The organism is Granulicella aggregans (assembly GCF_014203275.1).
GTDB lineage: Bacteria > Acidobacteriota > Terriglobia > Terriglobales > Acidobacteriaceae > Edaphobacter.
Map to the genome: position 1 here is coordinate 482,072 of NZ_JACHIP010000004.1, position 14,390 is coordinate 496,461.

Here is a 14,390-nt window from a genome sequence, read left to right on the forward strand (position 1 = left end):
AGTTCAGGAGCAAGAAAAATGTCCGTCTCCAATACACTTCCCGACCTGCGCGAGTCCTACCCTCCGCACGCCCCCCACGCCGTCCCGGAGCAGAAGACATCGCTCCTCGGCCTCATTCCCGGCGTCCTCCTCCTCTTCGTAGTCGGCTACGCCGGCAAGTTCGTCGAGCACGCCATCAACACCTGGGCCAAGACCGACCACATCCCCTTTCCTAACATCGAGTACGTCATGTGGGCCATCATCTTCGGTATCCTCATCGCCAACACCATCGGCCTGCCAAAGATCTTCCGGCCTGGAGTCGCGACGTATGAGTTCTGGCTCAAGGCCGGCATCATCCTGCTCGGCGCGCGCTTCCTCCTCGGCGACATCCTCAAGCTGGGCGGCATCTCCCTCGTCCTGGTCGCAATCGCCTTCACGTTGTCGCTGGCCTTCATGACCTGGCTCGGCCACGCCTTCAAACTCAGCGACAAGCTGACCACGCTTCTCGCCGTCGGCTCCTCCGTCTGCGGTGTCTCCGCCATCATCGCCACGCAGGGCTCCATCGACGCCGACGAGCAGGACACCTCCACCGCTATCGCCGCCATTCTCGCCCTCGGAGCGATAAGCCTCTTCGCCTTCCCAGCCATCGGCCACGCCCTCCACATGTCCGACCACGCCTACGGCATCTGGGCCGGCCTCGCCGTCGACAACACCGCCGAAGCCACCGCCGCCGGCGCCCTCTACTCCGATACCGCCGGCAAGTTCGCCGTCCTCGCCAAGACCTGCCGCAACGCTCTCATCGGCTTCGTCGTCCTCGGCTACGCCATCGCATGGGCGCGCAAAGGGTTGGCCTCTGCCGCCAACCAGGCGCAGCTCCAGCACAAGGCCGCCTTCCTCTGGAACAAGTTCCCCAAGTTCGTCCTCGGCTTTATCCTGATCTCGCTGCTAGCCACGCTGGGCACGCTCGACCCCAAACTCTACCCCCACCTAGCCGCCTACGCTCACTTCGGCTTCACCAAGCCCCAACTCCTCGCGCTAGGCAATCTCAGCCGCTGGGCCTTCCTGCTCACCTTCGCCGGAGTAGGCCTCCGCACCAACCTCCGCGACCTCTTCAAACAAGGCGCAAGACCATTCCTGGTCGGAGCTCTCGGCGAGGTAGCCATAGCCGCCATCACCCTAGCCCTAGTCTTAGGAGCCGACCACCTCTACCACCTCTAGACAACTGGATGGCGGGTGCCCCACATCTCGGTTCTGAGATGTGGGATATACCCACCAACCCACTCTTTTGGCCGACTCTTTGTCATCCCCGAAGTGGATCTGCTTCTGTACTTATTGTCGGCTTCGTGCATCGCCTTATCTCTCCCATGAGATGTGGACCCTCTGCCCCAAACCGTGTCATCCCTAGCAAAGGCGCGCAGCGCCGCAGTCGAAGGACCTGCTTTCGCCTTTGCAGTGGAGAAACCCCCGCATGGGCATTGTCCTTCCAACTTGGAACTACCCCCACAAAAAACAAATCCCACAACCTCCCCTCCGTGTAGGATTGCCATTACCCATGACACTCTTGAAACCTGTAGTCCTCAGCATCTTCCTGCTCGCCAGTTGCAACAAACAACGCGCCTTTAATGTCACCGTTGCGCACGGCTATACAGGAACCGTATCCCTGACCTGCGCTTCATCCGCGGATGCAGACACCCAGGCCCAGGTCGGAGATAAGGGGGAGGGAAGTGTCGCCTGCCCCACACGCAGCTCTGACCTCCACGTCTACCGCGACGGCAAAGAGGTCGCCCCGCACGACGTCACCTGGGTGACCACCGGAGACAACATCGTCTCTGCCGTAAAGTTTTCGGTTCAGCCATGAATCCGTGGCAAGCTAGAGGCAAGTAAATTCGCACCCAGGAGCCCCCTCCCATGGACGCGATCCACCCTCTACCCGAATACCGCCACCCCGAGTATCGCCAGGAAGACCAGAGCCCCGGCGCCCTTACCATCCCTCTTCTCGGCAGCATCCTCGTCACCGGCGGTGCTGTCTACCTCTGCTGCACTCCACCCGCGCAGCCGTCGCTTACCTGGCCCAGCGTCTTCTTCTTCGCCTTCCTATACCTGCTGATCGCCGCCTGCGTTCACTCCTTCACCATCTGGTCGGTCTGCCGCCTTCTGCGCGACTACCTCACCTTCCCCGTCATCTACCTTATCGCCGCTATCTGGGTCAGCACCGCGTGGCTGCCGTTGATGACCGTCCTCGCCCGCGAGCGATCCCCCTGGACATCCCTCGTCCCTCCGCTCATCTCCGCCTCTGCCGTCCTCTTCCTCAAGCGCTCGAACCTCGGCTCAGCACTCCAGCTAGCCATCGCAGGCGAGCCCAAACTCACCCCGCATCTCTTCCACGTCGAAGACCCGCCACCGCTCCTGAAGACCGTCCTCCCCGCCGGAGCCGCTGCCGTCGCCTTTGAGCTCGCCATCCTCGCGCTCGTCGCCCACTATCCCTTCCGCTCCGGCCTGCTCTTCGCCTTCAGCGCCGCCCTCATTGCTTCCATCTATCCCCTCCGCGCCGAGACATCACAAAACCTCCGCATCCCCATTCGTCCCCTCGCCGCAGACTCCTTCGTCGTCTTCCTCCTCCTCGTCATGGCCCTCATTCCCTACCTCCAGCACAGCGGCTTCGCTCACGCCATCGACAACTTCATCCGTCACAGCCTCATTCCACCCGCGGAAGTACTTCCCAAGTCCGTCCTCCAGAGAACTTCCCGCGCGTCGGAGTATTCCGGTGTAGTCCTGGTTCTCCCCGCCAAGCCCCACGAGAAGCTCATCCCGCCCCCACCCGCCAGCCAGCAGCACTTCTCCGGAGCCATCGCCCACCCCGTCATCATCCCCTTCGACGGCGTCTACTGGTACTTCAAACCGCAGGACGGCCATCCCCGACCCGACGCCCGCCGAACCCAGGGCGATCCCGCCAAAGTGAACATCCGCTCCACAGACTTCCTCCCGCTCGAGATGGAAGCCCACCAGAAACTCGGCACCTCCGTCAGCCTCGACTGCTGCTCCGCCCTCCGCCTAGCCCTACGCAATGCTGACGACCGCCCGGGCGAGATCGCCGTCGAGATCCTCCTCAAAAACGCCCGAACTAAGGACTCCACGACCCTATCTCTCGGAACTCAGACCCTCGCTTCAAGCCGCGAAGGCAAAGCGACCCTGAACCGCGCCCCCGTCGACGAACTCCTGCGTTTCCCGATCCCACGCAGCATCCACCAAAAGCAGTTCGACGAGATCGTCGTCGTCCTCAAACCTGCCGCCGAACGCTCCCGCGCCGGAGCCCACATCGCTATCCAGCAATTCGAACTCGTACCCTAGAGTGACGCGACCACACCCGAATAGAAGGGCTGAAGGCCCGCTCCAGATTTCGCCAAACTCAAAAAGCCCCGGGCAAGCGCCCGGGGCTTTTCTCCCAAATATCCGATAATGGCTAGTAAGCCTTCTGTTTGTAGTTATTTAAGGAATTACTCCTTTGTTATCAATGATTTGGGCAGATTTTTTCTTCGTAAACCTCTCAAAGCAAATGACTTGCGCCCTGATAGGCCTATAGGCTTAATCTTCCGTACCCGGCCCCTTGTGCCCGGCCAGCTTCTCCGGCATGTCCGCCAGCACGTACGTCATCACCGCCAGCGACGCGATGTTCTTCCGAAACTCCACCGGATCGACCTTATCCAGCGTGTCCGCCTCGGTGTGGTGCCAGTCGAAATAGTGTGCTGCCGTCGTCAATTCGCCCAGCCCCGGAACCCCGGCCATCATTAGCGGTTCAATATCCGACCCGCCACCACCCGGCCGAATCGTATCTGCCTCCACCGGCTTCAGCAGCGTTCCAATATCCTTCAGCAGCTCCAGCGAGTGCATCTCCGCCTCGCTCAACTCCGGCCCGGTCTGAGGAGCATTCGGCGTAGCCCTCCGCCGCCCCGGCGATCCATACCCGAACCCCACCGGCTTCTCCGCTCCGCCATCCATCTCAATCGCCGCGACGTGCGTTCCCGTCTTGCCCGCCAGAGCCTTCTCATAGGCCTCGCCGCCGCGGTCGCCATTCTCTTCGTTCACCCAGAAGACGATCCGGATCGTCCGCTTCGGCTTCAGCCCGGATTTCTTGATCAGGTTGACCGCCTCGAGTGTCGCCATGATGCCCGATCCATCATCCTGCGCGCCCTGTCCAACATCCCAAGAGTCGATGTGCCCTCCCAGAGCAACAATCTCCTCCGGCTTCTCCGACCCCACAATGTCCCCGAACACATTCGCCGCTTCCTGATCCGGCTCCATATGCGCTTCCATGTCGAGGTGCACCTTCACCGGCACGCCCTCAGTCGCCAGCCGCGCCAGCATCATGGCATCCTCCAGCGATATCGCCGCCGCCGGAATCTTAGCTACCTTCTCGTCGTACCCCAGAGTCCCGGTATGCGGAGTCTGCATCGCCAGCGGCGTAATCGAACGCACCAGCATCGCGACCGCTCCCAGCTTCGCCGCCTCCGAAGCTCCCGCCACGCGATACATCACCGTCCGCCCATAGCCTTCATACGGAGCGTTGTAGACGACGATCTTCCCCTTCACGCCCGCTTCGCCCAGCTTCTTCAGCTCGTCGAAGTTTGATACCACCACGACCTCCGCCGTGATGCCACCCGGAGCAGTCCCCACGCTCATCCCCAGCCCCAGCATGTGCAGCGGCTTGGTCACCGGAGCCACAATCGCTCCCGACTCCTTGCCTCTTACCCACTTCGGCACCATCACCTTCTGCGTCGTCACATTCTCGAGACCCTCTTTCTTCATCAGGTCCGAGCTCCACGCAATCGCCCGCAGCAGAGGCTCGCTGCCACTGATGCGCTTGCCGATGTGGTCGCAAAGATACGTCAGGTTCGCATACCCCTCCGTATCCGCCAGCGAAGCCGAGATCAGCTTGTCCGCCGCCGGCTTATACGTCTCCGAGAGCGGCTTCTGCCCAATCGCAACACCAAACGACGAAACCGCAAGCAGCGCAACCGATGAACGCAACCGATGAATATTCAGGACAGGCCTCCAAGTCGAAACAGAAATGTGAATGTAAAGATAATCTCATCCGAGCCACTCATTTTTTGTCGACAACCCCTTACGTTTGTCATTCCCGCAGGGAATCTGCTTTTGCTCTTACTTGCGCTCCTTCCATCAGCCTGTGATCCTGAGTTACATCAACCCTGTCATCCTGAGCGAAGTTCGTTGCGCCCTCGCGGCGAACGCAGTCGAAGGACCTGCTTTGCATTCCCTGCCACCAACGCTTGCCCCACCACCTCAGAGTCCCAAGGCCAACCATCCCTTTGAACCCGTCATCCTGAGCGCAGCGAAGGACCCCGGCACCGCGCACATCACCCATACCGTTCGCCCCTTTCCGCCACGGAACCCGCGGTCTTTCCTCACCCATACACTGCAGGAGTAAAGTCATCTAACCGCCACGGAGACCATTCTCTTGATCCAAAGTTCGAACCCCATGACCCGCCGCCGCCTCATCCAGACCGCCGCCGCAACCGCCGCAACCCTCCCGCTGAACCCGCTAGCCGCCCACGCCGAGAAGCCCCGTCACAACCGCATCCATCAATCCGTCTCCCGCTGGTGCTACCAGAAGATCCCTCTCGACACCCTCTGCACCGCAGCCGCAGCCATGGGCCTCAAAGGCATAGACCTCCTCAACCTCGACGAGTGGGAGATCCCCAAGCGCTACGGCCTCATCTGCACCATGGGCTACGCAGGTGGCGGAGAGATCAACCAGGCCCTTAACCGCGTCGAGAACCACGCCGCCATCGAAGCCGCCTTCCGCAAGAACATCCCGCTGGCCGCAAAGGCAGGCGTCCCCAACGTCATCACCTTCTCCGGCCTACGTGCAGGCCTGTCCGACGATGAAGGCGCGCGCAACACCGTCGCTGGTCTCAAGCGCCTCAAGCCCATCGCCGAAGACAACGGCGTCACTATCAACATGGAGTTGCTCAACAGCAAGCGCGACCACCATGACTACATGTGCGACCACACCGCCTGGGGCGTCCGCGTCTGCGAAGAGGTAGGATCTCCGCGCATTAAGCTGCTCTACGACATCTACCACATGCAGATCATGGAAGGTGACCTCATCGCCACCATCCGCACCAACCATCAATGGCTGGGCCATTACCACACGGGCGGTGTCCCCGGCCGCCACGAACTCGACGACACCCAGGAAGTCCAGTGGGCCGCCGTCATGCGCGCCATCGCAGACACAGGCTTCACCGGCTACGTAGCCCACGAGTTCGTCCCCACCCGCGACCCGCTCACCTCGCTCCGTCAGGCCGTCGACCTCTGCGACGTGTGACCTTGCGCGACAAGAAGTGGCGCGCTGTATCAGCCGGAACAAATCAAACCCATGCTTGCGTTGATCCAGTCCAAAGCCGCAAACATAAACCTTCCCGCAACCATCTGTGGCTCCTCGCCCGCTAAACTAGCGGCTGAGGTAACCGATGCCCGTCAACAACCGACGTGAGTTCTTGAAGATGTCAGCCTCTTCCATGGGGCTCAGCATGCTGTCTCCCAGCATCGCCCGCGCGCTCAACATTCCTGCGAAGCGCGTCACCGGCACCATTCAGGATGTTCAGCACGTCGTCATCCTCATGCAGGAGAACCGGTCCTTCGATCACTACTTCGGCAGCCTGCGCGGCGTGCGCGGCTTCGCCGATCCACGTCCGGCCAGGATGCCCGGCGGCAACTCCGTCTGGCACCAGCCCGTCGCGACCAACTTCACCAAGCACTATCAAGCCCGCGGCCTCACTCCCGGTGTCGAGCACGTCCTGCCCTTCTACCTGAACCCCCGCCTCACCACCGAGTACCAAGCCGGCACGGATCATGGCTGGAGCAGCGGCCACCAGGCATGGAACAACGGCCACTGGAACCGCTGGGTCAACGCCAAGCAGGACACCCTCACCATGGGCCACCTCAAGCGCGAGGACGTCAGCTTCCACTACGCTCTGGCCGACGCCTTTACGGTCTGCGACTCCTACTTCTGCTCCATCCACGCCAATACCGCACCCAACCGTATCGCCCTTTGGAGCGGCACCATCGACCCAGCCAATCGCTTGGGAGTGAAGCCCAACGGCCCGGGCATCGAAGAACGCGGCGAGAAGAACGGATACACCTGGACGACCTATCCCGAGCGTCTGGAGAAGGCTAACGTCTCCTGGAAGGTCTACCAGGGCGGCAGCGGCGAACCCGGCACTCCCACCGACAACTACACCGACAACTCGCTCGAATTCTTCTCCAACTTCCAGGTCGCCGAAGGAGCGAAGCCCGATAGCTCCCTCGTCCAGAAAGGCGTCTCGACCAACACCCTGCGCGACTTCCGCAACGACGTCGTCACTGGCCACCTTCCGCAAGTCTCGTGGATCGTAGCGCCCTATAAGTACTGCGAGCACCCGGAGGCCTCCCCAACCGACGGAGCTCACTACATCAGCCTCGTCCTCGACGCTCTGACCGCATCGCCGGAGGTCTGGAGCAACACTGTCTTTCTCATCAACTACGACGAGAACGACGGCCTCTTCGATCACGTGGTTCCACCGATGCCTCCCGTCCCCGCAGGCAGAAACAAGAACGGCCTGGTCTCAGCAGGCTTGACCGAGAGTCTCCGCGACGAGCTTCTCGATGTCGACCATATCGACCACACCTTCGATTCGAAGCTGCCGGAAGCCGACCTAGCCGGCCTGCAACCAGTCGGCCTTGGGCCGCGCGTCCCCATGCTCGTCATCTCCCCGTGGAGCACTGGCGGATGGGTCTGCTCGCAGGTCTTCGATCACACCTCGGTTCTGCAGTTTCTCGAGGCGCGCTTCGGGGTGAGCGAGCCCAACATCAGCCAGTGGCGGCGTTCCGTCTGCGGCGACCTGACCTCCGCATTTGACTTCACTCACAAGCCCGCAACCGGACGCGTCTTCTCGCTTAAGCCGCCGCAGGCCGTGCTCTCACAGCATCAGCCTTACCAGGTGCCGGTGGTTCAAGCCATGCCAGAGCAGGAGCCCGGAGTCCGTCCCGCCCGCGCTCTCCCATACGAGTTCTACGTAGATTGCCAGGTGGACCACTCCGCCCGCTCGGTCGAGCTCTCACTCGTCAATCAAGGCAAGGCAGGCGCAGCCTTTTACGTCTATCGCGAAGACCAGCCAAATCAGGAGCCACGCCGTTACACCGTCGCATCTGGCGACACACTCTCCGACCTCTGGACTACTGCGGTAGACGCGCCCTATTGCCTCATCGTTCAAGGTCCCAACGGAGCTCATTGCGAGGCCTCAGGTTCGCACGAGTCTGGCACCGAATTGGAGGCGAAGCTACGCGGCGTGCATGGCAAACGGTCATGTACGGTCGCCCTCGAGAACAAGGGGTCGCAGCCTGCCGTGGTCACCATCCACGATCGCTATGGGAAGGCAGCGCCACGCACTCTTACCCTGCAGCCTCATCAATCGCTCGACATCCCGCACGACGCCTCAGCCAGCCAGGGCTGGTTCGATCTATCAGTCACAGTACAAACCGAACCCGGTCTTCTTAGGCGATTCGCAGGCCATATCGAGGACGGCAGACCGTCGTCAAGCGATCCCGGATACGGAGACACCCGCCTCGCCTGAGGCCCAGGTTCAGTGAAATAGGATTTGAGAGGGAAGGGAAGGAATTGGTCGGGGCGGAGAGATTCGAACTCCCGACCCTCTGCTCCCAAAGCAGATGCGCTACCAGGCTGCGCTACGCCCCGACACTCTTCTAGGATAGCGTATTTCCAGCCAATTTCCGCCGCTTGTTTTGCACTCCCGGCGACGGCAACCCTAGCGGTGCATTCCCGACAACACCATCATGCTGATCAGCTTCGCCATGAGGAAGACCGGGATCATCGTCAGCGCCAGCATGAAGAGGCCGATCGCTCCGAAGAAGAGCCAGTCGCGGGTGGTGTCACGCGGCACCATCTGCAGGCTTCCCGCAAGCAAGGCGTAGTTCCGGCGGTTGGCCTTGAAGGCGATGTCAAAGATGTCGCCAACGAAGGGGATCATTCCGACCACCACCTCGATGGCGACGTTCGCCACCATGCGGGCAATGGTGACGTTCGGCACCCCGTTAAGCCACGCCGCCAGTACGATCACGCACGAAATCACCCCGCCCAGCACATCGCCGACGCCCGGGATCAGCCCGATAATGCCAGCGATCCCGAAGCGTACCGACGTTCCCGGAATCCGGAAATAGTCATCGAGAAGGTGAGCCAGCAGATCAATGTGCTGATTCAGTCGACTTGATGAAGGTGGCGAGATCGTCGTGGAACTGGTGGAGGATGTTGTCATTGACGTAGATCATATGCCCGGCCTGGTAGTAGTGGTAGCTGATGTTGGCCTGCAGCTTCTGCGGAATGGGCAGGTGGTGCATCTCGTACTTGCCTTCGAAGTACGGCGTTGCCAGGTCGTAGTAGCCGCCGGCAAGGAAGACCTTCGTCTTGGGATTGGACTTCATCGTGTAGGCGAGGTCGGGCATAACGTTGGTTCCACCCTCACCCGAACCGATGGGAGGTCCGCCTGGAGCCTGGTGGCGGAGGTCCCACTGGAAGTCGGAGTCCATGTAAGCACCGGGCTTGTAAGTCCAGTCCTTGCCGAACTTCAGCTCGTTGCGCATGTAAGCGTTGATCGCCGTCATATATGCGGAGCTGATGGCGTTGCTCTGGGGATCGTAGTCGGCACTCTCGCTCAGCGGGTCGATATCCGGGCCCTTGTAGCGGGAGTCGAGACGACCGGTGGTTGTGTCCTGATCGGTCTGGAGCTCCTTTGAGAACATGCCGCCGGAGACGCGAAGATTTGCCTTCAGCAGATACGCAACGGGGAGGCCAGTGTAGCCGTGAAGCTTCTCTGCCATGGCCTGCTTCTGCGCGTCGGTGAGGTCGGAACCTTGCAGGAGTGCGGTCATGTACTCGCCAAGAGCGAACTTCTCCACTTCGGCAAGGAACGGCTCGAGCGCCGCAGGCTGCGTGGGCAGCTTGTGGTGGTAATACGCCGTCGCCGCAAAGGTGGGCAGCCCAAGAGCGTAGGCCTGGTCGACGCCTGGGTTCAGGACGGGGCCGTCAATGCTGTTGTCGAAACTGAGGATGGCCGAGAGCAGCACGATGCCATTTAGGTCGATGTTCTGCAGGTCGGCGCTCAGCACGGCCGAACGCGGCGTTCCGTAGCTCTCGCCGAAGAGATACTTGGGCGAGTTCCAGCGATCGTACTTCGTCAGGAAGCGACGAATGAAGCGCTCGAAGGCGTGCGCGTCCGGGTCGGTGCCCCAGAAAGCCTTCTCCTTGTCCTTGCCGAATATGCGGCTGAAGCCGGTACCTGGCGCGTCGATGAAGACGAGGTCGCTGACGTCGAGCAGGGTGTAAGTGTTGTTGACGATCTTGTAGGGAGCTGCAGCGTCATGTTCGGTATCGGTGGTGATCACGCGGCGAGGGCCGAAGGAACCCATGTGCAGCCACATCGTGGCGGAGCCGGGGCCGCCGTTGTAGAGGAAAGTGACGGGGCGGTTCTCGCCATTGGCGTCCTTCTTGAAGTAAGCCGTGTAGAAGATGCGCGCGGTGGCAGGAGCGTCCTCAGGCTTGTCCTTGTCGGGAGCCTTTTCGCCGGAGTCAGGCAGCAGCTTGCCGTCGAGGCCGAGCGTGGCGTCCTGCTGGTCGGTCGCACCTACTGTCAGCGTTCCAGCAACGGCGCGATAGTTGACTGTTCCACCCGCGGCGAGCGTCACCGAACCTTCGGTGGTCGAGTCCTGGACGATAGCAGCGTCTTTGTCGGCGGGAGTTCCCGAAACCACAACCTTCTCGTCCTTCTTGTCCGACTTCTTGTCTTCGGCGGACGCCATTAGGACGGTGCTCGTAAGAACTGCGGCTGCGACCAGACTGCCGACGGAACGTGACCACTTGCTCATCGTTGACTCTCTCCTGAAACCCATCACTGTGCTGGCCTGGCGGCCTGACTTGGGTTGAAGTCTGAAGAGTAACAAATCCGGCGGAGACAGTTGTCTTAGATCTGTTTAGGGACAGTGAGGCGCTGGCTATTGGAGTTGAACCTGCGGGGATGTTCCGGGACTCCAGGCGTAGCTGTTGCCGCCGCCGCGCTTGGCTTCGTAGAGAGCTAGATCGGCCGTCTTATAGAGCCTGTCCTGGGTCTTCCCGTCAGCCGGATAGAGAGCGACTCCAATGCTGGGAGAGGTCCTGAGCTCGGCGCCCCGGAAGAGGATTGGCTCGGCGAAGCTCTCGACGATCTTCTGGCAGACCATCTCGGTGGCCTCCGCGTCGGGAGACTGGCCGAGGACAAGCCCGTACTCGTCGCCACCTAGACGCGCCAGGCAGTCGGACTCTCGAACCACTGCACTCATGCGAACGGCCATCTCTTTCAGAACGGCGTCGCCGGCGTCGTGGCCGTAGGTGTCGTTGATGCTCTTGAAGTCGTCGAAGTCCATCAGAAGCAGAGCGAACGTTCCCTGCTGACGGCGCTTCAGCGCGAGCAGGCGGCGGAAGTGTTCGGTGAACATGCGCCTGTTGGGCAGACCGGTCAGGCTGTCCGTGTAGGCCATGTGCTCGAGCTTTTGCTGGCTCTGCTTCAGCTCCACCGTCTTCTGTTCAAGCTCTGCGGTGCGCAGCGCGACCTGGCGTTCCAGCTCTCGCTGCTGGCGGCGCATATAAGCGGTCGCGAGCAGGAAGATGCCAAAAAGGCAAAGCAGGATTACGACAGCCGCCAGGATACGGAACCAGGCCTTCTGATACCAGGTGGGAAGGACGAGAATGTTGATGCGCCTTGCGGGCGACCAGACGCCGTCACGGTTCGATCCGCGCAGCAGCAGTGTGAATCGGCCCGGAGGGAGATTCGTGTAACGGAGTACTCGGCGGGTCGGGTCGGCCGGGATCCAATCATGATCGAATCCCTCCATCTTGTACTCGTAGCGATTGCGTTCTGGCGCCGTGTAGTCAAGCGACGCAAACTCGACGGTCAGGTTGTTCTGGTCTGCCGGAATCCACACCGGGGCTTCGCTGGGCCCGTTGTTGAAGCGGTACAGTGGAACGTCAACCTGCCCGATACGGGCCGACGTGACGACGATCGGGGGTTGGTAGATCCACGGCTTTACCAGCGATGGCCGCACTACCGTCAGTCCGCCCGAGCCGCCGAAGAGCAGATCGCCGTTTGGTGTCTTGGCGCCGATGCCGTCCCAATAAGTAAGGATGTAGGCACCCTCAGCGCGGCCAAGCACCCGGATCTCGTAGCTGAAAGGATCGATGACCGCGAGGCCGCCATCGGTGCTCGCCCAGATCTTTCCATCGTCCGCCTCCAACAGCCGGTCGACGTTATCGTTCGGAAGACCATCAACGATCCGGTGGAATCTCGCCCTGCCCTGGGCGTCGATCCCTTGCAACAGGTCAATGCCTCCGGTAAAGGTTCCAACCCACAGACGGCCCTTGCGGTCGATCAGAAGGGTCGAGATCATGCCCGCGCCCAGGCCCTGGGGATTCGCCTCATCGGCGGGAATGTTGTCGACATCGCCGGTCGCGGTATTGAGCCGGTTGAGTCCATTCAGCGTGCCTACCCACATCACGTCGCCGGTCCCGCGCAGCAGTACTCGAATTCTTGGGTCGGTAAGTGGCTTCTTGAGATGCGCGGGTACAGCAGGGCCGCTGCCTGAGGGATCGAAGGTCCACAGGCCATTCGTCCCGCCCAGCCACAGGAACTCGTGCCCCCGTGAGTCGTGATCGGGAAGGACCTGGAAGAGTCCCTGCGCGGCCTCCGCGCCAATGGGAAGACGCGTGAGCCGGGGGTGGAAGAAGCGAGCGGCCCGAGCGGGGGCGTCCGGGGCGTTGACGTTGGGAATATCGGCATTTTCCGCAAGGTACAGGCCGTGCTGCGTGATGATGTAGACACCGCCGTTCGCCGATTCGCGAATAGCGCCCATCGTGCCCGCGGGAAGCGCGTGGGCCGTCTCGGCCGGGGACGTTCCCGTGGCGTTAGGCAGCTGCGCGATCCTGCGTCCGGACGGCGAAAGAATGTCAATTCCGTGCTTGCTGTAGCCGAGCCAGATACTCCCGTCTCGGCGCGGGAAGACGGAATAAACCTCCGGGTGGCGGAGAGCGACGTTGGGACTGTCGCCGCCGAGGAAGGTGGCAATCGCCCGGTGCGTCGTATCGATGTAGTTGACGCCGTGCCGAGTCCCGATCCACATGATTCCCTGGCTGTCGAGGAAGATCCCTTCTATCCAATCGTCGGACAGGCTGGTCGGCTGCGTGGAGTCATGGCCCACATGGCGAACGGCCCAGGTCGCAGGCGTAACGATGAAGATCCCCTGGTCCTGAGTACCGATCCATAGGTTTCCGTCATTGTCGGGCCTGATCGTCACGATATGGCTCGTGAACAGCGAACTCGGCAACGAGCGGTCGGCGGGGAGACGATAGGCTGTGGTCGCTTCGATGAAGGGTGCGGGGGATGACCCGCCGGCTTGATCCTTCGAAACCGCTCGCTCGAGGAGATAGATCCCGTGATCCGTACCTACCCACAGAGTTCCTGAGCTGTCCGCGAAGAGGGAGTCAATCGCGACTGCGTCCTGGCGACTTTCCGCCAGCTTGACTCGCTCGACCAGGTGGCCTTGTTCGGGGCCGGCGGGGCTGCGCAGCAAGCCCTGGTTGGTTCCGATCCACAAAGTCCCGTCAGTCGAGCGGAGAAGTGCCAGGACTGATCCCGTATCGATTGAGCTTCCCGCGCTGTTCGCCGCCCGCATGTGACTGTAGGTCGCGGTGGATGTATCGAAGCGATCAAGCCCGCTGCCGCTGCCGACCCATAGATTGCCTTGCCCATCGTCTTCGATAGCCAGGACATTCACTGGAGCCGGCCCATTCACGCTCTTTTGATAGCGGATAAAGTTGTCGTGATGCTGGTCGTAGCTGGCCAGGCCACCGGAGCTGGTGCCGACCCACAGAGTTCCCGAAGGATCGCGGTGAAGGACCTGCGTCAGGTTGTCGGGCAGGGAAGTGGGGTTGCCGAGCTGCGTCTTGTAGGTCCACAGGCGGTAGCCATCCCATCGCTGCAGCCCGCCCTGGCTTCCGATCCACAGGAAGCCGTCATTGGCCTCGGCGAAGGACGAGATGACCTGACTCGTAAGGCCGCTGCCTTCGGCGAGATGCTGAAAGATGTCGTCACCGGCCATGATGGCTGTGGGAGCAGGGGAGGTATGCGTAGGCTCCGCGTGCAGCGGAGTAAGGCTCGAAGTTGCGAACACGGTAAGCGAGAGCCAGACCACGATGCCCAGGGAGCGAAAAGCCTGGGCGCAGGCTCGCGTCAGTCCGCGGAGAATGACCTCTCGCGGCATGGCCAGACTGCCCTCACTTGTTTCCCGTTGTGGCGCGATCACGATCCGGTTCC

The 14,390-nt window shown here is 61.5% G+C and carries 9 protein-coding genes and 1 tRNA gene; 5 read left to right on the plus strand and 5 right to left on the minus strand.

Annotation, left to right across the window (positions count from 1 at the left end):
* Positions 1–18: 18 nt before the first annotated feature.
* From HDF16_RS15810 to HDF16_RS15820, 3 genes are all read left to right on the plus strand, one after another.
* Entirely contained in the window at positions 19–1,197 is a 1,179-nt protein-coding gene (locus HDF16_RS15810) for a YeiH family protein (RefSeq protein ID WP_184218301.1), read from the plus strand.
* Between the two features lie 334 nt (positions 1,198–1,531).
* Positions 1,532–1,837: a hypothetical protein gene (locus tag HDF16_RS15815; protein ID WP_184218304.1), complete on the plus strand. Its 306-nt coding sequence runs from the start codon at positions 1,532–1,534 to the stop codon at positions 1,835–1,837.
* 50 nt (positions 1,838–1,887) lie between these two features.
* Positions 1,888–3,327 (plus strand): hypothetical protein, encoded by a 1,440-nt coding sequence (locus HDF16_RS15820; RefSeq protein ID WP_184218307.1) that lies wholly within the window; start codon positions 1,888–1,890, stop codon positions 3,325–3,327.
* A gap of 234 nt (positions 3,328–3,561) precedes the next feature.
* On the opposite strand, the gene HDF16_RS15825 is transcribed toward HDF16_RS15820, so the two are convergent.
* Positions 3,562–5,004: a M20/M25/M40 family metallo-hydrolase gene (locus tag HDF16_RS15825; protein WP_184218310.1), complete on the minus strand. Its 1,443-nt coding sequence runs from the start codon at positions 5,002–5,004 to the stop codon at positions 3,562–3,564.
* 448 nt (positions 5,005–5,452) lie between these two features.
* On the opposite strand from HDF16_RS15825, the gene HDF16_RS15835 reads away from it, so the two are divergent.
* Both HDF16_RS15835 and HDF16_RS15840 read left to right on the plus strand, forming a co-directional pair.
* Entirely contained in the window at positions 5,453–6,322 is an 870-nt protein-coding gene (locus HDF16_RS15835; RefSeq protein ID WP_246409157.1) for a hydroxypyruvate isomerase family protein, read from the plus strand.
* A 178-nt stretch (positions 6,323–6,500) separates the two neighbouring features.
* Positions 6,501–8,609, plus strand: a complete 2,109-nt coding sequence (locus tag HDF16_RS15840) for a phosphocholine-specific phospholipase C (RefSeq protein WP_246409159.1) — start codon at positions 6,501–6,503, stop codon at positions 8,607–8,609.
* A gap of 45 nt (positions 8,610–8,654) precedes the next feature.
* On the opposite strand, the gene HDF16_RS15845 is transcribed toward HDF16_RS15840, so the two are convergent.
* The 4 genes from HDF16_RS15845 to HDF16_RS15860 form a co-directional block, all read right to left on the minus strand.
* Positions 8,655–8,731 (minus strand) — tRNA-Pro (locus tag HDF16_RS15845).
* A 70-nt stretch (positions 8,732–8,801) separates the two neighbouring features.
* Entirely contained in the window at positions 8,802–9,308 is a 507-nt protein-coding gene (locus tag HDF16_RS15850; RefSeq protein ID WP_184218320.1) for a DUF4112 domain-containing protein, read from the minus strand.
* The gene (locus HDF16_RS15855) at positions 9,238–10,914 is read right to left on the minus strand and encodes a S10 family peptidase (protein WP_184218322.1); all 1,677 of its coding nucleotides are present in this window, start codon (positions 10,912–10,914) and stop codon (positions 9,238–9,240) included. Before HDF16_RS15855 ends, HDF16_RS15850 begins: the two co-directional genes overlap by 71 nt.
* A gap of 126 nt (positions 10,915–11,040) precedes the next feature.
* On the minus strand, positions 11,041–14,337 hold the full coding sequence (locus HDF16_RS15860; protein WP_221312793.1) for a ligand-binding sensor domain-containing diguanylate cyclase: 3,297 nt from the start codon (positions 14,335–14,337) through the stop codon (positions 11,041–11,043).
* Positions 14,338–14,390 lie beyond the last annotated feature (53 nt).

What these genes read in the sequence shown, in the direction of transcription:
- HDF16_RS15860 (WP_221312793.1), bottom strand. Translation starts at nt 14,337, where the DNA reads ATGCCGCGAGAGGTCATTCTCCGCGGACTGACGCGAGCCTGCGCCCAG.
- HDF16_RS15840 (WP_246409159.1), top strand. Translation starts at nt 6,501, where the DNA reads ATGTCAGCCTCTTCCATGGGGCTCAGCATGCTGTCTCCCAGCATCGCC.
- HDF16_RS15855 (WP_184218322.1), bottom strand. Translation starts at nt 10,914, where the DNA reads ATGAGCAAGTGGTCACGTTCCGTCGGCAGTCTGGTCGCAGCCGCAGTT.
- HDF16_RS15850 (WP_184218320.1), bottom strand. Translation starts at nt 9,308, where the DNA reads ATGACAACATCCTCCACCAGTTCCACGACGATCTCGCCACCTTCATCA.
- HDF16_RS15810 (WP_184218301.1), top strand. Translation starts at nt 19, where the DNA reads ATGTCCGTCTCCAATACACTTCCCGACCTGCGCGAGTCCTACCCTCCG.
- HDF16_RS15820 (WP_184218307.1), top strand. Translation starts at nt 1,888, where the DNA reads ATGGACGCGATCCACCCTCTACCCGAATACCGCCACCCCGAGTATCGC.
- HDF16_RS15815 (WP_184218304.1), top strand. Translation starts at nt 1,532, where the DNA reads ATGACACTCTTGAAACCTGTAGTCCTCAGCATCTTCCTGCTCGCCAGT.